Genomic DNA, 22,523 nt, shown 5'->3' with positions numbered 1-22,523 from the left:
CAAGATCGACACTTCGCTCGTGACGCGCGTCTCGTCTCACTTCACGATCGCGACTTCGCTCGTGACGCGTGTCTCGCCTCACTTCATGATCGCCACTTCACTCGTGACGCGCGTCTCGCCTCACTTCACGATCGCGACTTCGCTCGTGACGCGTGTCTCGCCTCACTTCATGATCGCAACTTCACTCGTGACGCGCGTCTCGCCTCACTTCATGATCGCAACTCCACTCGTGACGCGTGTCTCGTCCCGCTTCATGATCGCGACTTCACTCGTGACGCGTGTCTCATCCCACTTCATGATCGCGACTTCACTCGTGACGCGTGTCTCGCCTCACTTCATGATCGCGGCTTCGCTCGTGACGCGCGTCTCGCCAGACTTCACGATCTTTCTGGCGCGATGGATTTCCTACATTTTGCACTTACCGTTGTTTCTTCAGCCAAGCGCGGAAGGCGGCCATTGCGGCCTTTTGACCTTTGGTTTCGCGTTCGCGCAGAAATTCCCCGAGAACTTTAGGGGTGAGAATCGGGAATGAGACGCTTGCCGGTACTTCCCAATATCTGTTTCCCCGCAATTCGTACATGCGCACTTCATTGTGCGGGGCGTCGACACGCCAGATCTCCGGAACCTGCAGAGCAACATAGATAGGAAATTTCGCTGTGGACTCATTCGTCGACTCGATCTCCACGACCAAATCAGGCGGCGGATCGACGTTCAAGTCAATATCGTCATGATCGATGACTCGATCTGCATTTGCGACGTAGTAACACGTATCGGGTTCGGTCCCCTTGAGACCGAACCAAGCGGAAAGAACTCCGATCGTCTGGCGCGTGAGCAACCTTGACTCTCGGAGGTCTGTGCCGTTTCCGTCAGGCTCGTCAGATTGCAGGTGTAGCGGTGCCGCTTCGCTACGGGTCGGGCCCCCAAGTATAATCAGGCCTATGGCCAAGAACGTAATCCACATCTCAGACACGGAAGCGAAAAATGATTTCGGCTCATTGTTGGAGCGGGTCCGATCGGGAACAGAAGTCATTATTGAACATGATACGCGACCAATAGCAGTCGTTCGCCCAATTGAGGCGCGGGGACGGCTCCTGTCTGAATCCATCGCTCTAGCCGAATCGCATGCTTCAAGGGTCACGCTGGATGGAGGATTCGCGCGCGACCTCGAAGAGATCGTCAACAGCCATCAAGAACCGCTAAGCCCGCCGAAATGGGACTGATCCTCGACTCCAGCATTGTCATCGCCGCCGAACGTCGCGGAGATACAGTTGCTGATCTTCTTAAGCAGATAGTTGCGACAACTGGAGATCAAGAGGCGGCGCTGTCATCCGTCGGATTGACTGAGCTTGTCCACGGCATTTATCGCGCTCAGACTGCAGAAGTGCGAACCCGCCGCGAATCCTTTATCGAAGAACTGCTTCGCGACGTCGAAGTCTTCCCATACACGAAGGACACAGCACTACTTGCGGGAAAGCTTGATGGAGAACAACAAAGCCGTGGCGTAGTAATCCCTTTTTCGGACCTCTTAATTGGAGCAACTGCGTTATCAAACGGCTGTGGAGTGCTCACGGTCAATGTGCGCCATTTTCGACTGATTCCAGATCTCGTCGTTCTCGAAATGTGACGATCCTAGCGATCTGGTCCAACAAGCTTTTGTGCCGCCAACGTTTGGGTTGCTTACAAAATCTACAGACTGACCTATTTGCCGTACGCCGTGAGTTGCGGTCATACCTGCATGCGCGTGCTTCCCTGGAAACGGCTGAAGTCAGGCCCGATTGCCGCGATTGTCGTCGTCATCGTCGTTTCCCTGGGTGCTTTTGGAACTGCGCTCGTCAAGAAAGACCATCGTCTGATGTGAAGGGATTTCAAAGCGCTTCTGACAGGTCTTACAGGTCACATCATCATCGATTCGCACGAGGTAATCCCGCAACTTGGCGAAAAGCGCGCGGTCGCGCTCGTCGGCGCGCGGAGGCAACCGATCTTTCTTCGTCCGCCGCATCCAGCGGACCTGGTACTGATTGCTTCGCTTGCATCGCGGGCATGAATATTCCACAACCTTCGCCTCGGGACGCTCTGTGTAGAAATCTCGTTCATCCATAGGCCACATCATATCGAAAAAGCTCGTTGACGAAAAAGACGCCGGAGCTGTCCCTCTTTTTCAGCGGGAAGCGGAACGACGAGTAAACGGAGTTAGTAGTGAGCTTAATCCGTTTGTGATCGGCAAGATGACAAGCCCTATTGATTGTAGAATTCCAAGGAATTCCGCTGCCGGAAAGCCGATTGAAAAGTTTTTTTCATTGAAGTGTCGATTTCGTCCTGATTGTGCGTCGTACTGTTGAGGAGGTAGACAAAGATGCAGTTTCTGTTAATGATCTACGAAAGTGAAGAACGGTTCGCCAAAGGGTTTGATCCGGAGGAAATGAAAGAATATGGGGCATTCGGCGGTGCCCACGCCGCTTCTATAAAAGGGGGCAATGCGCTCCAGCCGACAGGCACAGCGGTCAGCGTGCGGGTCCGGGATGGTCAGGTTTTCACGACAGACGGGCCGTTCGCCGAGACGAAAGAACAGTTGGGCGGGTTTTATCTCGTTGAAGCGCAGGATAAGAACGAAGCAATCGCGATGGCCGCAAAGATTCCGGGCGCCCGTTTCGGGTGCGTCGAAGTGCGTCCCATAATGAATTTTTCCTGAAGACCATGCGCTACATGTTTCTGATCTATTCGCAGGAAACGGACGAGCCCCGCTCGCAGGAGGAGATGCAGCAGGTCATGCAGGACCATGCAGCCGTCCTGCGGGACGCCGGACGGAAGGGAGTGTTGCTCGGAGTCGAACGGCTCAAATCGACGGGTACCGCGACGACCGTCCGGTTCGACCAGGGTTTCCCGGTAACAGTCGACGGGCCATTCGCGGAGACGAAGGAACAGCTTGCGGGATATTACATTCTCGAGTGCAAGGATCTGGACGAAGCGATCGAATGGGGAAAGCGGATTCCAACAGTGTGCAAAGGCCGCGAAGGATGCATTGAAATCCGCCCGGTTGATGATCTGCCGAAACTTCCGTAGCCGCCGATGATTCCGGAGGCCCATTCGGTTGCGGAATCCGTCTTTCGACAGGAGTCCGGCCGCATTGCCGCCACCTTGATTCGCATCTCGGGATCCTTCGACCGGGCTGAGGAAGCCATGCAGGAAGCGTTTGCCTCCGCGCTGGCTTCCTGGCCCGAGCGCGGAATTCCTCAGAATCCTGCAGCCTGGATCACGGCAGCCGCTCACCGCAAGCTCATCGACCGCAGCCGGCGCGAGAAGACGCATCTCGATCATGAAGACTCCATCCGTTATCACGCAGAAACCGTCACTCCGCCGGCCGGGCACAATCTCAATGACGACCAACAGGACATGCACCTTCAGGACGATCGATTGAGACTGATCTTCACCTGTTGTCATCCAGCCTTGCGCCCCGAGGCTCAAGTCTCTCTGACTCTGAAAACCCTGGGAGGTCTCACGACCGCCGAGATAGCGAAATCGTTTTTCATTCCTGAAGCGACCGTTGCTCAACGGATCGTCCGGGCGAAGCGCAAAATCGAAGAAGCTCGGATTCCCTATGAAGTTCCTTCCGCCGAACGGTTGCCGGAACGCCTCGCAGCGGTGCGTGCAGTCATTTATCTCATCTTCAACGAAGGATATCTTTCGACCGCCGGTGATCGTTTGATCCGCACCGATCTCTGTGCCGAAGCCATCCGGCTGGCTCGCGTGCTCTGTGAGCTGCTGATCGATGTGCCCGAAAATCAGGGATTACTGGCGCTCATGCTGCTGCACGATTCACGGCGCGACGCGCGCGCCAATGCGGCGGGCGAGCTCGTTCCGTTGGAAGAGCAGGACCGGTCGTTGTGGCATCGCGGACAGATCTACGAAGGATTACGGCTGGTCGAGCAGGCACTGAAGGCTGGCGCCGCCGGACCTTTTCAGATTCAAGCCGCGATTGCCGCTGTTCATGCCGAGGCGGTGATCGCAGGCGAAACGGATTGGGCTCAGATCGCAGCACTGTATGGAGAATTGCAGCGTTTTCAGCCATCCGCCGTCATATCTCTAAACCGGGCGGTTGCGATTGCGATGAGCGAAGGACTCGAGAAGGGTCTCGAACTGATCGATAGCCTCCAGGCGGCGCCCGAGTTCCAGTCGTATTACCTCTACCACGCTGCCCGCGCGGACATCCTGCGCCGCATCGGCAACTACGCGGAAGCCCTCAAGGACTATCGCCTGGCTCTGGCGCTGGCAGGGAATTCCGTCGAGCAACGGTATCTCCAACGCCGAATTTCGGAACTTATTTTATTCGGATAGTAGATCTGCCATCGGATTCATACGGGAACAACGCATCCACTTGTTTGTCCGCACAATCCGTCAGGCGGTCGAGCGGGCACGCACGCACGGATTTAAGTTGCCGTGACTGTCACGCCTCAGGCGCCGAGAAATTGATCTATATTAACTTCCGCCGCTCGAAGGATCGCGCAACAGTACCTTCGGGGATATCGCCAGGATGATTGGGAATAGTGGTTCGTGGCTCCCCTTGGCTTGGCGATCGAAAGTGAAGCCGAGCCGTTTCAGCTTCCTCACCACATCGGTGTATTTGAATCCAGCAAGCCTCCCCATTTGTCAGGGAATGCTTATTGGAATATCCAATTCGATCTTGGCCGGGTTCACCGCTCGGAGTTTCGACGGGAGCGGATCGCCATGCTCAACGTAAGACTCGACAAGTTTTCGCGCCACATCTTGGGCGATTTCAGCGCACTCGGCGATTGTGCGGCCCTGAGCCACCAATCCAGGAAGGTCGTGGCTGGTAGCCACGTATCCGCCTTCGGGTAAGGACTCGATGTCCAGGTTGATTACGGTTTCGGGCATACCCAGAGTATACGCAGCGACCGTGGTGGTTCCAAGCCGACGTTGGCATAGGTCGATAGCGATTCGGCGCTGGCTTGAGGTCGAATTCTTCAGAAGCTGAGGATTGGACCGGATTCTATCTACGCCCTTCGAAACTCTACAGTGAACGTGCCGAGCGCGCCGTATGCGAGCGTCAGAGGCGTGTTCATCGGCGCATCGATCACTCCCGCATAGGAGCCCGTCGTGACGATTGCGCCGGCCGGGAGCGCCTGGCCGCGACTGGAGAGAAAATTCACCAGCCAGTACAATGCACGCAGGGGATGGCCGTTGGGGTGCCGCACGTCACGATCGAAAATCGGGCCTGCCGGAGACTGGATCGTCAAGTGGAATCCCTCGAGCGGCTTTTGCAACCCGTCCTGCAAGATCGGCCCGATAAACATTCCCTGGTGCCGGACGCTGTCGGCGAGCGCTTCAGGCCAGGAGACCGCAGACGGATTTCGATACCGGCTGCCCAACACTTCCAAAACCAGCCGGATTTCGCGGATGGCAGCGCGAACTTCTTCTTCGGAGTACGGAAGTGGCCGCGGATCCAGCGTCCGGCCGAGACTGAAGGCGATTTCCGGTTCGATTTCAACACTCGAGTCTTTGGGATGAACGGAGCACGGCGAAGTCCGGCAAATCGCCGAAGCCGGAAGCGGCGCAATGGTCAGCTTTTCACCGGAGGGCACCGAACATTTCCATCCTCCCGTGTTTTCGCCGAGTAGCGCAAGAACCTGCTGCTGAACCGCCAGTGCTTCGTCGGTGTTCTCCGGCCGGCAGCCTTCCGGGATTCCATCCTGTGGAAGATTGTCGCGCCGGCAACGTACCAGGAACTCTGCTGCTTTTTCGATTCGTGTCTGCTGCATGCCGGCATAAGGTTATCAGGAGTTTCAGGCACGCACCCTTAATTTGGACCGGTTCAGATGGGCGCGGCAACGTGCTTGCCAGAAAAGTCCGGCATGGGCACATTCCAACATCTTCGAACGGCTGTTCCTGTGACGTAAAATGAAGTCGGACGAGTGATACGCCAATTCAACTGACAATGTTCATTCATCCCGCAAACGCATACCGGCTCGAATATCCGGCGGACTGGGAGCATCTTGAAAAGGACGAGGGCCGCTCGTGTGGCTTTGGTCCGCGCGAGCGGGACGATGTCGGCTTGTGGATAACGATCCTGCCGCTCAGCATTAATACCGAACGAATCGAGCGGGACTTGCCCGGCATTTTCGCAAGTGCGATTGGCGAGGGCGAAGCCGCAAACGTACGGCGCGATCGTTCGCTGCGGCATTTGGGCTTCAAGGCTGACGGCACAAGTGAGGAGACGGCGAACTTCTGGATCATCACCGGCGGCGATCTCGTGCTCTTTGCCAGTTCACAGGCGCCTGAAAACGAGCGGGAAATCTGGAATCCGCAGTTTGAACGGCTCATGTCCAGCCTCGAAATCATGCGGGAGCGGGAACTCCTGCTGCGTAAGACGGACGACGACCTGCTTCAGCGGCTGCGGCGTTTGCATCCGGAGCAAGACTATCACTTCGACGATGCACGGATCCGTGGCCGCGATCACACCATTTCGCCGGCCAATCTATACAAGGAAGTCGCGGCTGCGCCCGAGCGGCGCGAAGCGATCGTTGCAAACTTTGTCGAGGGTCTGGCGTCTCTCGCGCACCAGCCGCCGGGCCGCGAGAGTCTTGAAGACGTGCGTGACAACATTCTGCCGCTTCTGAGACCCGTGAGTTATGTCGAGGCTGGAATGGGGACTGAACACCTCGTCCGGACGGAATGGTTAGCGAACCTGTTTATCTGTTACGCGATTCGTACGCATCGCGTATCCCGGCTGCTGACGACGTGGGATCGTGAACGGTGGCGCATGGGTCAGGAGGAGTTGCACGATCTGGCGATCGGCAATCTTACGCAGCTTCCGTGGCCGGAACGGCTCGAAGGCGCCCGCGAATCGGGCGGCCGGCTGATCATGCTGGCCACCAATGACGGTCTGGACGCCAGCCGGCTGCTGCACCCGGACCTCCACCGGATCTTTTCCGGTCCATTGGGAAGTCCTTTCTACGCCGGCATCCCGAACGACGACACACTGGTCGCCTTCTCCGGAGGAAACAGCTCGCTCTTCGAACATGTCCTCCAGCAGATTCAGCGCGACTACGAAACTTCCTCTCGCCCGATCACGCCGAATCCATTCCTCGTCACCGCCGGAGGCATCGCCTCAGGGAAGATGTGAGCGGCGTCGCAGGCAGCCTTACGAAAAAATGGAAGAAGACGGAGCTGACGCGCGTCTAAGGGGCAGGTCGCGCGAATGACGAAGCAGATCATCGATGATCGCACGATTGAGGCGTGCAGACGCGGCGACTCGGACGCCTTTCGTCTGCTGTTCGAAGCTCATAAAGACCGTGTGTATTCGATTGCGCTTTGTTTCTTCGATGGCGATGAAGCGGCGGCAAAAGACATCACGCAGGACGTTTTTCTAAAGCTCATGCGCACGATTTCACAATTCGAAAACCGGTCGCACTTTTCCACCTGGCTTCACCGCCTCGTGACCAATGCGTGCCTCGACCGGAAACCGGCGTTACGCCGGTTTTTACCGTTCGGCGATTCGGGCGAGCGGCATTTGCGAGACAGCCACGGATCACACGAAGCCCAATTCATTCAGCGTGAAATAGAGGCATCCGTGCGAAAAGTGATCGCGGCGATGAGACCGAAATTGCGGATCACCATCCTGCTGAGATATTTCGAAGATCTTTCATATGACGAAATCGCCGAAGCGATGGGATGCAGCAAAGGCACGGTCGCCTCACGCCTCAATCGGGCGCATGCGATTCTCGCGCGCAAGCTGTCGCACCTTCGGGGCGCGCCGGCAGGTGGGGAGTAGCATGTTTCGGAAGCACATCATCCGGGATCTCTCGGCGTATCACCACAATGAACTGACGCTCGCCGCAAGGCAGTTGGTCGAGACCCATCTGCAGAACTGCCCCAAGTGCCGCACGGCGTACGGGGAGATTCAGCTTGGTGCCCGCCTGGCTTCTGTACTGCACGTATCCGCTGCGCCCGAGCCGTTATGGGATGTGTTGCAGGACGCGCAGCGCGTATCTGTCCGCCACAGAAGATGGATTCCCGCAATTGCCGCCGCCGGTTTCGCGATAGTGGTATTGGCACTCGTCATATCGTTGCGAAACCATGCAGCAGCCGGACCATCATGGGAGGTCGACGGCTTTCCAGGTATCTCACGTTTGCGGCCGGGCGAAACTCTTCAAACGGGAACGGCGTCCCAGGCAGAGGTCAAGATCGCCAACATCGGGCAGCTTCTGGTCAGCCCTGACACACGAATACGCCTTCTGGTCACCAAATCGAATGAGCACCGTATCGCACTCGACCGCGGACGCGTTGAAGCGCAGACGTGGGCGCAGCCCCGTCTGTTTATAGTCGACACGCCCTCCGCATCGGCCGTGGATCTGGGATGCAAATATTCGCTCGAAGTCCAGGAGGACGGCAGCAGCCTCCTTCATGTGACCGTAGGCCTGGTTGCTTTTGAGCGGGATGGACGCGAAACGATCGTGCCCGCAGGAGCCTTCTGCCGGACACGCCGGAACGCCGGACCCGGTACGCCGTTCTTCGAGGATTCCTCCACGGACTTTAAGGCGGCGCTTCAAAAAGTGGATTCGCTCAGTGAAGGTCCCGAACGCACACGACAGCTCGAAATCGTGCTTGAAAAATCCCACATTCGCGACGCCCTGTCGCTCTGGCATTTGATCCCGCGTCTTGAGGCGCAATCGCGGGGCCTGATTTATGACCGGCTCGCGCAGTTGCTGCCTCCTCCGCCAGGAGTCACACGCGACGGCATCGTCGCGCTCGATCCGAAGATGCTCGATGCCTGGCGAACAATTGTCTCTCAGCTCTGGCAGTAGAAGCCCGTTACAGCCGAAAAATAAGGAGGAGTGGTATGAAAACGAAGTTTCTATCCCTTTGCCTGATTCTCTTTCCCGTTCTCGCTGTGAGCACTATCCTGTCATCCACACTGAACCCCCGCGATGTGACCGTGCATGAATGGGGCACGTTCACCTCGGTAGCCGGGGAAGACGGCGTCGCAACTCCGTGGCGCACCTATGGAGGCCGCGAGGACTTGCCCTGCTTTGTGGACAGCTTTGGCGGATTCAAATCTCAGATTCCCGGAACGGTTCGGATGGAAACCCCGGTTCTCTACTTCTACAGCTCGCAGGAGGCGACAGCCGACGTCAAGGTTGCCTTTCCGAAGGGAACAATGACGGACTGGTACCCGCAAGCGTCCACGCCACCCAACGGCTCCATCGAATGGCGAAACGTTCGCATCCTGCCTCGCGCAGAACAGAGTTTTCCGCAAGGAAGCGGCCCGAGCCACTATTACTTGGCGCGTGAAACGGATGCCGCTCCATTACAGGTCGGCACACAAACTGAAAAGTTTCTCTTCTATCGCGGTGTCGGAAGTTTTCCGCTTCCGATCTCAGCACGATTGACGCCGGATGGCAGGGTTCAGGTGAAAAGCCTCGACGACAATACAGTCAACGGCGTCATCCTGTTCGAAAACCGCGGCGGCAAACTTGGGTACACGGTCGTGGGGCAGGTCCATGGCGAGGTGACGCTGGATCGCAGCTCGCTTCAAAATAATCGCGCCGGCTTGTTCAAGGCCCTCGAGCGCGCTCTCACGGATCAAGGACTCTACGCCAGGGAAGCCCATGCCATGATTCAAACGTGGAGCGACTCGTGGTTCGAGGAAGGCGCGCGATTGTTCTACATCCTTCCGCGGCCGACTGTGGACTCCGTACTTCCGCTGGCAATACAGCCGGCGCCAGCGAAGACAAACCGCGTATTCGTCGGCCGGACGGAGATCATCACTCCCGAAATTCAGAGTGACGTACGACAGGCTCTGGCGCGGAGGGACGTCGCCACCCTCGAAAAGTACGGCCGGTTCCTCGAACCGATTGCCCAGCGGATCGGCGCGCACAATCCGCTGCTGGATTCAATTTATGAGTCCCACTCCAACCGGGCAGCAACCTGCAGCAGGTAAATTCAGCAGGCAAAAAAAAGCGGGACGGCGGCCACTCTCGGACGGCCGCCCTCCCGCAAGACAGGACAGAGGAACAATCAAAGCTGGATCTGGATCGGACTCGTGAGCGTGAATTGCAGGCGAGTCTCCGGCGCGTAACGAATTTCTTTTCCGCGGGTGGCCAGAACCGTGCCTGTACCCGCCCCGCCGCCAACAACCGCTCCGATGGCGGCGCCTTTGCCGCCACCCGCGATTGCGCCAATCACCGCGCCTAAACCGGCGCCGCCGCCGATAATCCCGGCATCACGCTTCTTGGTTGCCGGCGCGACAGCTGCGTACGGCTTCGTCGAGATGTTTACAGCGCTGCCGTCTCTCAAAATGACTTCCGTCAATTTCAGCTCAATGCTGGCCCGGCCTTTCACGCGGCCGGATTCCTTCGCGTCCACAACGCGCCCGCGGACTTTCGTACCCCTCGCGAGAATCGTCTGGCCGTCGCTGACAACGGGTTCAGCGAGGCTCGCAGCGAATGAATCGCCGGCGCGGCTCTGGTCTGAACTGACGGCGTCGATCAACGACACCCTCAGCGTTGTTCCGGCGGGAATTGTTATCGGGGGCGCGAGTGCGGGCGCGGGCGCGGAAGGTGTTTGAGGTTCGGCCTGCGTCTTGTCCGGCGCATTCGCGGTGGCGGCCGCCGGTTTGCTGACCGAGTCCGCGCTCGTCGTTGCCGGCGCTTTGCTGCATGCGGCAAGGCTCAAAAACAAGAGACCGATGATAACTGGCACAAAAATCCGTTTCACCTCAACCTCCTACCGGCTGCGCCGGAACCAGGCGAGAGCACGCTCGCTTTTGGAATGCTGTTTTTTGTCGTTCTTGCTTGCCCGTTCGGCGACGGCGTCCCTCTTCAACTTCTCCGACAGGCCGGGTCCGACCCAGGGAGCCGCCGAATTGGCTTCGGTGACGTTATGTAGAGATGTCCATTTGATTCTCATATCTGTCTACTTTCTGACGCCCACGAGGAGCTGCATTTGTGCGCCGCTCGATATTTCGAAGGTCCTGCTGGGCGAAGTGATTACCGTGTCGTTGTTCAAATGAGAGAACAGGTCCACGGATTCGCGCGTTCCTCCGGCTGCGGCCAATTCGCCATGACCGACTTTGAATAAGGGGCCGGCGGCCGGGGAGTCGAGACTGGTCTCGATTGCGGAAGTTGTCTGATGATCGACAGCGGCGACGGACGGCATGCTCAGCAAAGCCGGATTCGTTGAAGCCGCTGTAAGGCTGGTCAAGCCGGTAAGGCTGCCTGCAACGGCGCCGGCGTCCGGCGCCCGTGCGGGCTGGGCAGCGGCAGTTCCGGCGCTGCCGGCACGAGATGGGGTGGCAGGGTCCGCGGCATTCACCTGAATAACGGACTGCAGGGCGATCGATACGCTCTGAACCGCTTTTGCTTCGGGCGCCGGCACCATCCAATCGACTTCGATCATCGATAGCGCGTGCGTTTTCGGCTCGCTATGGCCGACGTTGCGAACGACACCTTTAATCAACGTGCCCTTCTTCAGAATGATCTGGCCATTCGATCTCAAATCATCGCTGAGCCGCACGGCAACGATGTCGCCGGCCTTGCTTTCCGATGGACTCAACCTGCCCAGGGTCATTTCCGCCGCGACGCGCGTTGCAGAACTCGTCTGGGCATTGCTGGAAGCCTGCGCGGTCGACGCCACATGCATCGACATCAGCAGAACGGGTGCTGCGATAACGTGGGTTCCGAGGCATCGAAGATTCATGTGTGTCTTACGTAGCAATCACTGTGCCCAAATCCGCGAAATCGATGACCGGTGTGCATTTCCAGGCATTTGCCGCACACGGCCCGTGCGATGCCTTTGTTTTCGTGCAGTTTCGAAACAGCGCTGGTGCGCCGAATTCCACAAAGTTAGTGGATCACTGCGGTGGTACACTGCGGCCCGTGAAAAAAATCCACGATTTGCCGACCCCGTGCCTGGTACTGGATCTCGATCGGTTTGAGGCGAATCTCGACAAGATGAGCCGCTTCACACGGGATCGCCGCATCGCGCTGCGGCCACACGCAAAAACCCACAAGTGCGTCAACATTGCGCGGCGCCAGATACAGCAGGGCGCGATAGGAATCTGCGCAGCGACGATTGCTGAAGCGGAAGTCTTGAATCGCGGGGGCATTCGAGGTCTGCTCATCACAGGCGAGATGGTCGGAGAGCCGAAGATCTCGCGGCTGATGCGTATTATTTCGGAGGCGCCGGAAACAATGGCGGTCGTGGACAACGCGGCCAACGTAAAGGACCTTCAACGCGCTGCTGCGCACTCCGGACTTCGGATCACGATATTGATCGATCTCGATATCGGCCAGAACCGTACCGGCATCGCGCCGGGCGAGCCCGCTTTGAACCTGGCCGAAGCAATCGGACGTTCAAAGAATCTTGAATTGAAGGGCCTATGCGCCTACGCCGGACATGCCGCTCATGTTGTCGGCTATGACGAACGCCGCACCGCGTCACGGCGCGCGCTCGAGAAAGCGATCGCAACCCGGGATCTGCTTACGAAGCATGGTCACCGGGTGGAAATCCTCAGCGGCGCAAGCACCGGAACATATAACATCGACGCGGACATCCAGGGCATCACGGAAATGCAGTCCGGCTCATATGTGTTCATGGATGTGGAGTACCGGAAAATCGGCGGAGCCGGCGGAGCGGTTTATGAAGACTTCGCTCCCGCGCTATGCGTGCTCTCGACGGTCGTCCACCGTTCGGCCGGTAAAGCCATCGTCGACGCGGGAATCAAAGCCCTGGCAACCGATCGAGGCTTCGGTCCTGAAGTGCTCGGCATGAGCGGCATTGCTTATGAATTCGCGGGCGACGAGCACGGCCGCTTAGTCGTGAACGACGACAGCATCCGCCTTGGCGACCGCCTCCGGTTGATCATTCCCCACTGCGACCCGACCGTGAATCTCTACGACCGATTCTTCTGCCTTCGCGGAGAGGTCATCGAAGAGGAGTGGCCGATTATGGAGCGTGCCGCAGGTTCGACATATTTTTAGTGTGGAGACTGCCTACAACCGCGGCAGGTGCACGTCAGCCATCATGCCGCGCGCGCTGCCGCGGCCGATGCCTTCGAACACCGGCAGAGGCGATTCGACGATCTGCGTGAATTTCTGAATAGCGTTGCGCTGTTCGGGACGGAGCGCGAGGCAGGCCGAAGTGGAAATGACGAGAACGCTTCGTCCTTCCTTCGTTTGAACTTGCAGTACATTTCCGGCGAAGTGCTCGAGTTGTTTGGGATCGATCGCAATCAGGTCGCGGCCCGCCGACTTCAGACTGTCCAGGACGCGTTTCCGCTCGCTTGAATCGGCGATCACATCCGGGCAGAAAACCACAAACCGGTCGCCCATGCTCATGGTCATGTCGGTGTGCAGGATCGGATCGCCATTCGCGAGAACGGCATGAAACGTGACCGGGTTGTAGCCAAGCGACGCGCAAAGTTCTTTGAGCACGGTTTCGTCGGTTCGCGGCGAGACAGCCGCGTAGGCAATGTGATCCGCATGATCGAACACCACGCTGCCGGTTCCCTCGAGGAAGCGTCCCTGATCTTCATGGTGCGTGAGGTCGATGACGCGCGATACGCGGAATCCGCTCGATTGCAATTTATCGATGATGTCCCGGCGGCGCTCCGGCCTTCGGCTGGGCGCCAGCATGGGATACAGGACGACGGTGCCGTCATGGTGAAATGAAACCCAGTTGTTCGGAAACACGGCGTCCGGCGTATGGAGTTCTTCTTTGTCTTCGACCACGATCACTTCGACACCCGCTGCTTTCAGCCTGCTCTCGAGAATGTCGAATTCCATGCGCGCCCGCCGCTCCACTTCCCGGCGGTTCGAATCGGTGATTTCTCTCTGGAACATGAAGGAAGGGGCGGTATCCGGATTGAAGCCGAACGAAACGGGCCGGACCATGAGAACAGCGCTTGCCAGTTGCATAGAGTTTAAACTTCTAACAACAACCGCGCCGGTTCTTCAATCACTTCTTTGACTCGTGTCAGGAAAGTCACGGCCTCACGGCCGTCAACCACACGGTGATCGTAGGTCAGCGCCACATACATCATCGGCCGGATAACGACGGCGCCGCTGCGCGCCACCGGACGGTCTTCGATGGCATGAAGGCCGAGGACACCGCTTTGCGGCGGATTGACGATCGGCGTTGAAAGCATCGAACCGTAAATCCCGCCGTTACTGATGGTAAAGGTGCCGCCCTGAAGCTCATCGACCTTCAATTGATTCGCAATGGCGCGCTGGCCGAAGTCCGATATGGTCCGCTCGATCTCTGCAAAGCTCATTCGCTCGGCATTGCGGATAACGGGAACAACCAGTCCCTTGCCCCCGCCGACCGCGATTCCGATATCGTAGTAATTGCGATAAACGATGTCGTGACCGCGAATCTCGGCATTCACCTGAGGAACGAGTTTCAAGGCCTCGATCGACGCTTTGACAAAGAAGGACATGAAGCCCAGCTTGATCCGATACTTCGACTGGAATGTCTCCTGGTGCTGCGCGCGAAGGGCCATGACCGCGGACATGTCGACTTGATTGAATGTCGTCAGCAGCGCGGCCGATTTCTGGGCTTCCACCAGCCGCTCGGCAATCCGGCGGCGGATCGGCGTCATCGGTACGATCTGCTCTTCACGGCTGCTGGCTGACGGTGTAATAACGGGTGGCGCTTTGGAGTCGATCGGCTCCGGCTTGACGGGGACCAAGGCCCGGCCGTCCGCCGCTGCGCGGGAACCATTGGTTTCGATATAACCGATCACGTCGCCGACTGAAGCCTTCTCGCCCTTCTTCTTCAGCGTCGACAAGATCGTTCCGCTGGCGGGCGCGGACAACTCCACCGTAACCTTGTCTGTTTCGATCACGACGACCGGTTCGTCCTGGCTCACGGACTCGCCTTGCTTCTTCAGCCAGTCTCCGATTTCGACTTCTGTGATGGATTCACCGACGGATGGGACGACCAGTTCAACGGACATCTTCAGTACCGTATTATGCAAAGGCCTCCGCGATCAACAGAGACTTTCTTACATTCCACGAATCCCTACGCTATCCGGCGGCCGGGGCCGCTGAACCGGCAGTAGGTCGCTCCCGCGCCGCGGATCATTCCCTGGTAGCCGTCGTAGCTGATGGTCTTGTCGGCTCCGCGTCCTGTCGGCAGCGGATCCCAATACAGCAGTTTCCGGGAGGCCCCCTGCTCGACGTATCCGGTGCATACCATGTAGTGCTGGCCGCTTGCGATGACGAAGGGACGGTCCGCGTCGATCTCCGCTTTCACATCGGTCCAGCTCAGCGCCACACCCTGCCCGCGGTTGTTGAAGGTGATGCCGGTCAGTTGCAGCGGACCCTGCTGATCGTTTTCGTTGCCCGCCCAGGCGCGCACAATCTGCTGTTGCGTGACGACCTCTCCGCCGTAGAGCCCGCGCATCATCGCGCTTACCGCGGCCCAGCACCAGTTCGGCTGGGCCTGGGCGATTTTGTTCAGGCCGGTCACCGTGCGCCGGACTTCAGGAGGCGGCGGGGGCTGGGGCGCATCCGGCACGACCAACACGACCGGCGGAGGCGAAGCTCCGATACCCTTCGCGCCGGGATTCTCGAATTTGGAAATAATGTCCGTCAGCGCTTCCGCCGTTTTGCGCAGACGTCTGCGCGCCCCTACCTCCTCCGTATGGCCGCACTCCTTGATGTACTCCCACACCAGGTCGCGCATGCTCAGCACCGGATAACCCCAGACGAACGATAGTTGCGGCCAATCCTTACGTTTCTCCACGCTCAACCGGATGACGAGGGGCTTATAGGTGAACTCGCCCATTCGCTCTTCCGTGGGCCAGTACATGTTCACGGAGTTGTTCGTGCTTTCGATCACTGCATACTCGGGCGTTTCGGGATGAGCGCGATAGGCCTCGATGATTCCCGGCGCGATGATGTCCATGACGATGCCCGGATCGGCGTCCGCTTTGCAGAAAACCTTGAGGTCGACGCGATGCAGGGGCTCGATGTCTTCCATGTGCTCGTAGTCGGCGTATTCGGCGTGCAGGCGCGCAGCAAACGAGCCCACGACGCAGAACATCAGATTCAGTTCCTCGGCCTGGTTGCTGAAGATCGAAGCCGTGTAAATCGCCTTCACGAAACGGCTGAACTCCTTCCGCTGCCGCCTGAAGAACTCGCCGCGGTCCATCAAGTGCTGTTCGATCTGTGCTGCCAGCTTGTCGGCGAACCCGCAAGCCTTCGCGGTGGCGATCTCGGCGGGCTTCAACACTTTGATAGCGTCGGAGAATTCGGTGGGTAGCGGCGCGAACGTATCCTTCGCGGCGATCTTCGCTTTAATGTAGGGGTCCAGCCGTTCGCGAAAGAAGGCATCCTCGCGCAGCAGGTGCGCAAAGGCGAGTTGGGCGAGGACGATTTTCACGGCCTTGGTGTCGTTTCCGAACGCGTCTGTGGCCTTCAGCGCTTCGGGCAGGAGAGTCCCGGGCATCTCCGTGATCTCGTGCTCCACCGCGGCGTCGGTCTTATCGCTGTTCAGCAGCTTCGACAACCGCACGACCCGCTTATTCGACTTTTTCGCCGCACGCGAACCCGGCTGGAGCGCGTCACGGATCATCATCACATACTCACCGATGTAGTAGAGCGGTCCCGGATACACCATGCCGTCGCCGGCCTTAACGGCGGCCGATTTCAGATGCCACGTCTCCCACACCTCGGGCGTATCGCGCCGGGGCATGCCGATATCGATTAACTCGGCCTTCCCGCTCGCCCGTTCGTCGGGCGGTTCGAGCTGCATCATCAGGTCGGCTTCGCGCTTGGCTTGCTCTTCCGCCAGCCCGCCTTCGTCGGCATCGTCGTCTGCGGCCTCTCCCGAGTCCGGCGGCTTGTCCAGGGACTTCACGTAGGCGTCGAAGGCGTCCTTGTTCCGATCGAGCAGCCCGATGAACTCATACTTGCACTGCCTCAGGTGGCGGACGCACAGGTTGTGGACCTTGCGGAACAGTTCGTACCACTCGGCCGGCGGCAGGTTCGGGTTGATGATGATGCCCGTGTCGAAATCGTTCTGCCCGGCGGCCGGCGTGCCCAGCAGATATTCCAGGGCGCGGCCGCCTTTGAGATAGAAGAAGAGATTCGTGGCGTCGATCTTCCCCAACTCGACGTTAAGGGCTACGAGTTTTGCCGTGAGCCATTCCGTTACCCAACGCGTCGCGCCATCGGGTCCGTTGTGCAGGAACCCGGTCACCGCTCCGCTGACGTCGCTCTTGATGTCGCTGGTGATTTCCTCAGCGGACTGAAAGCGATACTTCACCAGCAAGCGGAAGAGATAGAAGGTATCGATGACGTGGAAGTTTGCGAGGCAGCAGTAGCCCTGAAGCTCGTTCTCCACGCTGGTGGCGATGTCCAGCAGCCGGCCGGCGGCGTTCGCCAACCCTTCGGTGTCCTCGGTCTCGATTCCGTCCAGGTCGTCCGAAAGATCGTCGAGTGACGCACCCAGCTCCAGGAGCTTCTTTGAACGGCTCGGCACGGCCGACGAGATCTTGCGGACCTCGACGAGCTGCGCTTTGAGCTTACCCTTGACCGTGTCCCCGGGACCGGACGGATCCTCCAGCGTGTCGAGCTTGCGGATCACGCGTTGGATATTCTGGATCTTGGTTTTGGAGTCGGCGATCCGCTCCTCGAGGAAGTGTTTGTCTCCGGCCAGGCTGTCCGGCGTCGGCAACAGCTTCGGCGTCGAGGCGTCGAAGTAGCAGAACGAGCCGAGCTGCTTGCCGGTTTCGTCACGCCGCTCGTCATCGCCGACTATCGGACGCAGCGCCTCGCGTACGGTGCGGTGTTGAATGTTCTGCAAGGCCTGCATGGGGTGGATCGAGGCGCCTTTCCAGATATATGCCGCGTCAGTCTGCTTTGGCAAGGCGACCGTCAAGCCGCGTGGGCCCTTCGCCTTTCCGGCCAGGACGCCCAGTTTCTGCAAGTTCTCGCGTGACACTTTCCGCTCCTTCCCGGATCGCTAGGCCAGATACACGTCGGCCAGGATTGGCCAATGGTCCGAAAGTTTGCGGACAAACAGGGAGGCTTCGGCGATCTGGACTTCCGAGGAGCTCCCGGCTGAAGCCTGTTTCGTTTTTGGCAGCGTCGCGGCGTAGGCCTTCCGCTGCGAGACGAGCACGCTATCCTCGGGCAGCGCCGAACCCCGGCCCAGCTCGCCGAGGGCTGCGCTGTCGAGGGAGGCGCGCACGAGGTCGAGCGCCCGCACCTTGTCCAGGCGCAGCGTCGCGCCACCGGTTTTGCGCACCAGCAGCGCGTCGGCAAGGCGTCCGCTCACTTTGTCGAGCGCCTTTGGGTGCTCCGCCGGCGGAAGAGCTTCCCAATACATGGCCTTGTTCTGAAGGATCACATCAGCGGGATTAACCGCCATGTGGTTTTCAAGCAGACGTTCCGAATCTGCAGCAACCTTTTCCCAGAACGGCTGTTGCAACAGCGTGCCTTCATTCAGAGGCGGCGCGTACTCGACGTCGCACGCACTGCGGAGGCCCGCGTAGTCGCTGCTGCCCTTGAGCCCATCGAGGGCGGAGAAGCCGATCAGCGCCATTGCCGGCAGCTCGCCGTTCGCTTGCGGACCGGGTGCTTCCTCATCCGAGGAGGTCCTCCGTCCGACGCTCAGGGGAGCCAGCAGCGGCAGGGTTGGGGGCGCGTCGAAGGTGCCGGGAATCTGCATGGGCGCGATGGCGAGGAACGCGGCTCCGCACTTAACCAACGTGACCGCGCCGCAATGGATCCCACGGTTCGTGTTGTAAAGGAAGCATGCAGTCTCGCTCTTGTGATAGACAGGCTTGTTGTCGGGGCCGTTTGCCGACGCCAGCCGCCAGTCGGACCCGAGAGCCAGAGTCAGACGCCTGGCTTCCGCCAGCCCCGTATCCGACGATTCCTTCTCCACACGAATGTGGCCGTGGTCCTTGACCGGTTTCAGCCCGATCGAGCGTCCGAGGCCCACCACGATCGCAACGTCCGCATGAGTGGCGTGGATGAGAGCGGCGTAGGCGGCAATGCAGAAGTCGGGGCGCTTCGCAGGCGACTGGAAGCCGCCCCCCAGCTCCCGGATGTGCCATAGCACGACCTTCAGCGGCGGCTTCGGCCCCTCCTCCTTCTTTTCCTTCGCATACGGACAGGGGACGACGCCTGGCGCCGCACTGTACCTGGCGCCAGCCTCTTTCGCCTGCACGAGCGACTGAACCTGCGGGCTGGGTGCCGCCCCGTCTTCCAGGATCACGCTTCAGCCTCCAATTCAAAGAGCAGACTGCGCCACGCCTTCTCGAGCCGCTCGGGGGGAGACGCGGGGCTGTCCTGCCGCAGGATCTCCTCTATGGCCGGCGGAAGCGGCAAGCCTTTCACGATGGCGATGTCCACAAAGCGAGCCAACGCTTGCTCGGAATAAAGCTCGTGGGCCGCAGCCGCTTCCGCGGCCCGAGTGACGAAGCTATCGACGCTCTCCGCGCCCAATTGGGGAATCTTGCCGGCGTGGAATTGCTGCACATGCCTGATGAGCGACGGGATATGCGCATATACCGAACTTGCGCGAAGAGCCCGCACTTGCTCCGACCGTAGCGTGATCATCGAGCTGTATGGTAACACCAGGCGAACGCTGGGTGGAATACGCAGCCCGGCGCCGGAAGCATCTCGCGGATGATTTTGCGGATCTATGCAAAGGCCTCCGCGATCAACCTTTCCTGTTCTTTTTTGTGACTGCTATGAGAACCCGTCGCCGGACTCGCGGACGCCGGACGCGAAATCCCTTTGAAAGGAAAACGATTCAAAACTGCGTCGCCGAAGCGGATTTTGAGGAAGTACCATGCTCCCATGTTTTCCGGTTCCTCCTGAACCCAATAGAGCGGAGTGCCCTCTCGATAGAATCGCAGAACAGATTCAAAGGACGCATCGCTGACGGGATAAAACTGCTCCAGGCGCAAAATCGCGACATCCTTCCGCCCCAGGCGCTGGCGTTCCTTCTCGAGATCGAAATAAACCTTACCGCTGCACATCAAAATCCGCTCGGCTTCCGAAGGTTTGAAGGCAGGGACGTCCGGCAGAATACGTTCGAACCGGCCGGCGGCGAATTCGTCGAGACTTGAAACGACCCGTGGATCGCGCAACAGGCTCTTCGGCGTCATGACGACAAGCGGCTTGCGCCAGCGGCGCAATACCTGGCGCCGCAGGCAATGAAACAGCTGGGCCGGCGTGGTCGGCTGAACGATCTGCATATTGTCGTCGGCGGCGAGCACAAGAAAGCGTTCGAGCCGGGCGCTCGAGTGCTCGGGCCCCTGGCCTTCCAGTCCGTGCGGCAGCAACAGGACAATGCCGCTCAGCCGCCGCCATTTGTCCTCGGCGGCCGCTATAAACTGGTCGACGATGACCTGCGCCGCGTTCCAGAAATCGCCGAATTGCGCTTCCCAGGCAACCAGTCCATCCGGCATGTCGAGGCTGTAGCCGTATTCGAATCCAAGCACGCCTGTTTCGGACAGCGGGCTGTTGTAAATATCGACCGGCGCCTGATCCGGAGCAAGATTCCTGTACGGCATGTATTTGTGGCCGCTCTCCACATCATGAAGCACGGCGTGGCGATGGCTGAACGTGCCGCGCTCCGAATCCTGGCCGGAGAGACGGACTCGCGCGCCTTCCGTCGCAACCGAGGCAAAGGCGAGGGCTTCGCCGGCCGCCCAGTCCAGCGGACGTTCGCCGCGAGCCATCTGACGCCGCGACCGCATTCCGGCTTCGATCTTGGGATGCGGATGAAAATCCACCGGAAAGGTCGTTTGCATTTCGAGCAACTCGACGAGCCTGTCGCGATCGACGCTGGTATCGACCTCTTCAACCTCTTTATCCGGTCCGCCGGCATAGCCGTTCCAGATACGGCGCGGGATCTCTGAAGGACGTTTATACGACTCGCTCTTCGCCTGCGACAGTTCGCGCTCGAGGTTGTCGTGGCGCCGGACGGCGATCTCATCCGCTTCCTCTTTCGTCACCCCGTTCAACTTCAGCAGGTGTTCAAGGTATCCCTCGCGGACCGGCTTGCGCTGCTTGATCGCGCGGTACAGCAGAGGCTGCGTGAACACCGGCTCGTCTCCTTCGTTATGGCCGAGCCTGCGGTAACACCACATGTCGACGACGACATCCCGCTTGAACGTCCGCCGGAAATCCATAGCCAGCCGGATCACCTGCGCCACCGCTTCAGGATCTTCACCATTGACGTGGAAAATCGGGATTTGCAGCATTTTCGCAACGTCACTGGCATACGTGCTCGATTTTGTTTCGCCTGGCGACGTTGTAAAGCCGATCTGGTTGTTCACGATGATGTGCAGCGTCCCGCCGACCGTGTAAGCGTCGAGCTGGCTCAAATTCAATGTTTCCTGAATCACACCTTCCCCGGCGAATGCGGCGTCACCGTGTATCAGGATCACGAGGCCGCGCTGCCGGTCAGAATCGCCGGTCCGATCCTGCTTTGCGCGCATGCGGCCGAGCGCGACGGGATTCACGAACTCGAGGTGGCTGGGGTTGAAGCAGAGCGAAAGATGGATCTTCCGGCCGGACACCGTGTCCCAATCCGAGCTGTAGCCGAGATGGTACTTCACATCGCCTCTGCCTCCGATATACAGCTCAGAGTCAAGATCGGCGAACTCCCGGAATATCTCGCGCGGACTCTTCGCCATGATATTCGCCAGAACGTTAAGCCGCCCGCGATGCGCCATTCCCAGCACGATTTCGTCAATAGCCTGCTCGCCGGCCCGCTCGATCGCAAGATCGAGCAGGGGAATGAGGCTTTCGGCCCCTTCCAGCGAAAAGCTTTTGGCGCCGATAAATTTTTTGCGGATGAATTCCTCGAAGATGACCGCATCGGTCAGCCGCGTCAGGATACGAATCTGCTCAGCGCGATTCAGATTCAGGCGGTTGCCGGAACTTTCCATCTTCTGCTGGAGCCAGTGGCGCACAAAGCTGTCATCGATGTGCATGAACTGCACGCCGATGGTCCGGCAATACGTATGGCGTAGCCGATCCAGGATCTCACGCAGCGTCAGCGCGCCGCCACCGCACATCGCCTCGCAAGCAAAATGACGATCCATGTCGGCTTCGGTCAGGCCGTAATAATCCGGATCCAATTCCGGCGGAGTCGCCCGCGGAATACCCAGCGGATCGAGTTGTGCGGCCATGTGTCCACGCACCCGGTAATTGCGGATCAACTGGTCGACGCGCTCCTGTAAAACAGCGGTGGTCGCCTGTTCGGCGACGGCGCCGTTGCCGTGGGCGGACGGAGGATTAAAGATGCTCCACGGCTTGAGGGCCGGCGTGACGTCCGGCGGCGTCGAAAAGCCGTTGCCCTCGGACAGCGCTTGAAAGTAATCGCGCCAGTCGGGTGAAACCGACTGAGGGTCACGAACATAGGACGCATAGAGACTCTCGACGAACTCCAGACCTACGCTGTTCGGCAGCTTTGGATCGGCCATGTAAATAAGGATACGGGAAAATGATAGACTGCCTCCCTCGAAAAGAGGAGTC

The 22,523-nt window shown here is 59.1% G+C and carries 23 protein-coding genes and 1 pseudogene; 11 read left to right on the top strand and 13 right to left on the bottom strand.

The features are described from left to right. The 3 genes from VGK48_25915 to VGK48_25905 form a co-directional block, all read left to right on the top strand. Positions 1-532: hypothetical protein (locus VGK48_25915; protein ID HEY2384628.1), on the top strand; the 532-nt coding region annotated here is incomplete at its 5' end. Positions 533-938: 406 nt separating this feature from the next. Further along, positions 939-1,220 (top strand): type II toxin-antitoxin system prevent-host-death family antitoxin, encoded by a 282-nt coding sequence (locus VGK48_25910; protein HEY2384627.1) that lies wholly within the window; start codon positions 939-941, stop codon positions 1,218-1,220. Next, a complete protein-coding gene (locus VGK48_25905) occupies positions 1,211-1,624 on the top strand; it encodes a PIN domain-containing protein (protein ID HEY2384626.1) in 414 nt (137 codons plus the stop codon). Before VGK48_25910 ends, VGK48_25905 begins: the two co-directional genes overlap by 10 nt. Before the next feature lie 141 nt (positions 1,625-1,765). Here VGK48_25905 and VGK48_25900 read toward each other — a convergent pair whose 3' ends face one another. Next, on the bottom strand, positions 1,766-2,098 hold the full coding sequence (locus tag VGK48_25900; GenBank protein ID HEY2384625.1) for a hypothetical protein: 333 nt from the start codon (positions 2,096-2,098) through the stop codon (positions 1,766-1,768). A gap of 255 nt (positions 2,099-2,353) precedes the next feature. On the opposite strand from VGK48_25900, the gene VGK48_25895 reads away from it, so the two are divergent. From VGK48_25895 to VGK48_25885, 3 genes are read left to right on the top strand one after another with little or no spacing between them, the layout of a single operon-like run. Beyond that, positions 2,354-2,689, top strand: coding sequence for a YciI family protein (locus VGK48_25895; GenBank protein HEY2384624.1), 336 nt, complete (start codon positions 2,354-2,356; stop codon positions 2,687-2,689). Between the two features lie 5 nt (positions 2,690-2,694). Further along, a complete protein-coding gene (locus VGK48_25890) occupies positions 2,695-3,060 on the top strand; it encodes a YciI family protein (protein ID HEY2384623.1) in 366 nt (121 codons plus the stop codon). Positions 3,061-3,066: 6 nt separating this feature from the next. After that, positions 3,067-4,332: an RNA polymerase sigma factor gene (locus VGK48_25885; GenBank protein ID HEY2384622.1), complete on the top strand. Its 1,266-nt coding sequence runs from the start codon at positions 3,067-3,069 to the stop codon at positions 4,330-4,332. A 116-nt stretch (positions 4,333-4,448) separates the two neighbouring features. Here VGK48_25885 and VGK48_25880 read toward each other — a convergent pair. The 3 genes and pseudogenes from VGK48_25880 to VGK48_25870 form a co-directional block, all read right to left on the bottom strand. After that, positions 4,449-4,641: pseudogene (locus VGK48_25880) on the bottom strand (type II toxin-antitoxin system HicA family toxin). 3 nt (positions 4,642-4,644) lie between these two features. Further along, the gene (locus tag VGK48_25875; GenBank protein ID HEY2384621.1) at positions 4,645-4,890 is read right to left on the bottom strand and encodes a type II toxin-antitoxin system HicB family antitoxin; all 246 of its coding nucleotides are present in this window, start codon (positions 4,888-4,890) and stop codon (positions 4,645-4,647) included. Between the two features lie 119 nt (positions 4,891-5,009). After that, positions 5,010-5,774: a 2-keto-4-pentenoate hydratase gene (locus VGK48_25870; protein ID HEY2384620.1), complete on the bottom strand. Its 765-nt coding sequence runs from the start codon at positions 5,772-5,774 to the stop codon at positions 5,010-5,012. Positions 5,775-5,950: 176 nt separating this feature from the next. Here VGK48_25870 and VGK48_25865 point away from each other — a divergent pair, with 176 nt between their 5' ends. The 4 genes from VGK48_25865 (at position 5,951) to VGK48_25850 (ending at position 9,955) form a co-directional block, all read left to right on the top strand. Continuing rightward, positions 5,951-7,138, top strand: coding sequence for a DUF1444 family protein (locus VGK48_25865; GenBank protein HEY2384619.1), 1,188 nt, complete (start codon positions 5,951-5,953; stop codon positions 7,136-7,138). A gap of 75 nt (positions 7,139-7,213) precedes the next feature. Next, on the top strand, positions 7,214-7,786 hold the full coding sequence (locus VGK48_25860; GenBank protein ID HEY2384618.1) for a sigma-70 family RNA polymerase sigma factor: 573 nt from the start codon (positions 7,214-7,216) through the stop codon (positions 7,784-7,786). A gap of 1 nt (position 7,787) precedes the next feature. Then, the gene (locus VGK48_25855; GenBank protein ID HEY2384617.1) at positions 7,788-8,819 is read left to right on the top strand and encodes a FecR domain-containing protein; all 1,032 of its coding nucleotides are present in this window, start codon (positions 7,788-7,790) and stop codon (positions 8,817-8,819) included. Between the two features lie 35 nt (positions 8,820-8,854). Next, complete coding sequence (locus VGK48_25850) at positions 8,855-9,955, top strand: hypothetical protein (protein HEY2384616.1); 1,101 nt, start codon at positions 8,855-8,857, stop codon at positions 9,953-9,955. A 77-nt stretch (positions 9,956-10,032) separates the two neighbouring features. On the opposite strand, the gene VGK48_25845 is transcribed toward VGK48_25850, so the two are convergent. From VGK48_25845 to VGK48_25835, 3 genes are read right to left on the bottom strand one after another with little or no spacing between them, the layout of a single operon-like run. Then, complete coding sequence (locus VGK48_25845; GenBank protein HEY2384615.1) at positions 10,033-10,731, bottom strand: hypothetical protein; 699 nt, start codon at positions 10,729-10,731, stop codon at positions 10,033-10,035. A gap of 9 nt (positions 10,732-10,740) precedes the next feature. Beyond that, positions 10,741-10,923: a hypothetical protein gene (locus VGK48_25840; protein HEY2384614.1), complete on the bottom strand. Its 183-nt coding sequence runs from the start codon at positions 10,921-10,923 to the stop codon at positions 10,741-10,743. A 6-nt stretch (positions 10,924-10,929) separates the two neighbouring features. Then, positions 10,930-11,712, bottom strand: a complete 783-nt coding sequence (locus VGK48_25835) for a hypothetical protein (GenBank protein ID HEY2384613.1) — start codon at positions 11,710-11,712, stop codon at positions 10,930-10,932. A gap of 179 nt (positions 11,713-11,891) precedes the next feature. Between VGK48_25835 and VGK48_25830 the strand changes: the two genes are divergently transcribed. Continuing rightward, on the top strand, positions 11,892-12,995 hold the full coding sequence (locus VGK48_25830) for a DSD1 family PLP-dependent enzyme (protein ID HEY2384612.1): 1,104 nt from the start codon (positions 11,892-11,894) through the stop codon (positions 12,993-12,995). 12 nt (positions 12,996-13,007) lie between these two features. Here VGK48_25830 and VGK48_25825 read toward each other — a convergent pair whose 3' ends face one another. The 6 genes from VGK48_25825 to VGK48_25800 all read right to left on the bottom strand — a co-directional run bounded on the left by VGK48_25825 (position 13,008) and on the right by VGK48_25800 (position 22,471). Next, positions 13,008-13,931, bottom strand: a complete 924-nt coding sequence (locus VGK48_25825; protein HEY2384611.1) for an arginine deiminase-related protein — start codon at positions 13,929-13,931, stop codon at positions 13,008-13,010. A 5-nt stretch (positions 13,932-13,936) separates the two neighbouring features. Beyond that, positions 13,937-14,971: a dihydrolipoyllysine-residue succinyltransferase gene (gene sucB / locus VGK48_25820; GenBank protein ID HEY2384610.1), complete on the bottom strand. Its 1,035-nt coding sequence runs from the start codon at positions 14,969-14,971 to the stop codon at positions 13,937-13,939. A gap of 65 nt (positions 14,972-15,036) precedes the next feature. After that, positions 15,037-17,964, bottom strand: coding sequence for a C39 family peptidase (locus VGK48_25815; protein HEY2384609.1), 2,928 nt, complete (start codon positions 17,962-17,964; stop codon positions 15,037-15,039). A gap of 21 nt (positions 17,965-17,985) precedes the next feature. Beyond that, the gene (locus tag VGK48_25810; GenBank protein ID HEY2384608.1) at positions 17,986-19,245 is read right to left on the bottom strand and encodes a hypothetical protein; all 1,260 of its coding nucleotides are present in this window, start codon (positions 19,243-19,245) and stop codon (positions 17,986-17,988) included. Continuing rightward, positions 19,242-19,589, bottom strand: a complete 348-nt coding sequence (locus VGK48_25805) for a hypothetical protein (protein HEY2384607.1) — start codon at positions 19,587-19,589, stop codon at positions 19,242-19,244. Before VGK48_25805 ends, VGK48_25810 begins: the two co-directional genes overlap by 4 nt. Before the next feature lie 83 nt (positions 19,590-19,672). Then, a complete protein-coding gene (locus VGK48_25800; GenBank protein ID HEY2384606.1) occupies positions 19,673-22,471 on the bottom strand; it encodes a 2-oxoglutarate dehydrogenase E1 component in 2,799 nt (932 codons plus the stop codon). Positions 22,472-22,523 lie beyond the last annotated feature (52 nt).

Source organism: Terriglobia bacterium, from assembly GCA_036496425.1.
Taxonomy (GTDB): domain Bacteria; phylum Acidobacteriota; class Terriglobia; order 20CM-2-55-15; family 20CM-2-55-15; genus 20CM-2-55-15.
Note: the sequence above shows the minus strand (reverse complement) of the source record. Positions and strands in the feature narration are given on the sequence as shown.

Bases quoted from the DNA above. Each gene is read 5' to 3' on its own strand.
- VGK48_25850 (HEY2384616.1), top strand. From the start codon at position 8,855: ATGAAAACGAAGTTTCTATCCCTTTGCCTGATTCTCTTTCCCGTTCTC.
- VGK48_25885 (HEY2384622.1), top strand. From the start codon at position 3,067: ATGATTCCGGAGGCCCATTCGGTTGCGGAATCCGTCTTTCGACAGGAG.
- VGK48_25895 (HEY2384624.1), top strand. From the start codon at position 2,354: ATGCAGTTTCTGTTAATGATCTACGAAAGTGAAGAACGGTTCGCCAAA.
- VGK48_25860 (HEY2384618.1), top strand. From the start codon at position 7,214: ATGACGAAGCAGATCATCGATGATCGCACGATTGAGGCGTGCAGACGC.
- VGK48_25855 (HEY2384617.1), top strand. From the start codon at position 7,788: ATGTTTCGGAAGCACATCATCCGGGATCTCTCGGCGTATCACCACAAT.
- VGK48_25825 (HEY2384611.1), bottom strand. From the start codon at position 13,931: ATGCAACTGGCAAGCGCTGTTCTCATGGTCCGGCCCGTTTCGTTCGGC.
- VGK48_25905 (HEY2384626.1), top strand. From the start codon at position 1,211: ATGGGACTGATCCTCGACTCCAGCATTGTCATCGCCGCCGAACGTCGC.
- VGK48_25870 (HEY2384620.1), bottom strand. From the start codon at position 5,774: ATGCAGCAGACACGAATCGAAAAAGCAGCAGAGTTCCTGGTACGTTGC.
- VGK48_25890 (HEY2384623.1), top strand. From the start codon at position 2,695: ATGCGCTACATGTTTCTGATCTATTCGCAGGAAACGGACGAGCCCCGC.
- VGK48_25835 (HEY2384613.1), bottom strand. From the start codon at position 11,712: ATGAATCTTCGATGCCTCGGAACCCACGTTATCGCAGCACCCGTTCTG.
- sucB (HEY2384610.1), bottom strand. From the start codon at position 14,971: ATGTCCGTTGAACTGGTCGTCCCATCCGTCGGTGAATCCATCACAGAA.
- VGK48_25840 (HEY2384614.1), bottom strand. From the start codon at position 10,923: ATGAGAATCAAATGGACATCTCTACATAACGTCACCGAAGCCAATTCG.
- VGK48_25910 (HEY2384627.1), top strand. From the start codon at position 939: ATGGCCAAGAACGTAATCCACATCTCAGACACGGAAGCGAAAAATGAT.
- VGK48_25800 (HEY2384606.1), bottom strand. From the start codon at position 22,471: ATGGCCGATCCAAAGCTGCCGAACAGCGTAGGTCTGGAGTTCGTCGAG.
- VGK48_25900 (HEY2384625.1), bottom strand. From the start codon at position 2,098: ATGGATGAACGAGATTTCTACACAGAGCGTCCCGAGGCGAAGGTTGTG.
- VGK48_25875 (HEY2384621.1), bottom strand. From the start codon at position 4,890: ATGCCCGAAACCGTAATCAACCTGGACATCGAGTCCTTACCCGAAGGC.
- VGK48_25805 (HEY2384607.1), bottom strand. From the start codon at position 19,589: ATGATCACGCTACGGTCGGAGCAAGTGCGGGCTCTTCGCGCAAGTTCG.
- VGK48_25865 (HEY2384619.1), top strand. From the start codon at position 5,951: ATGTTCATTCATCCCGCAAACGCATACCGGCTCGAATATCCGGCGGAC.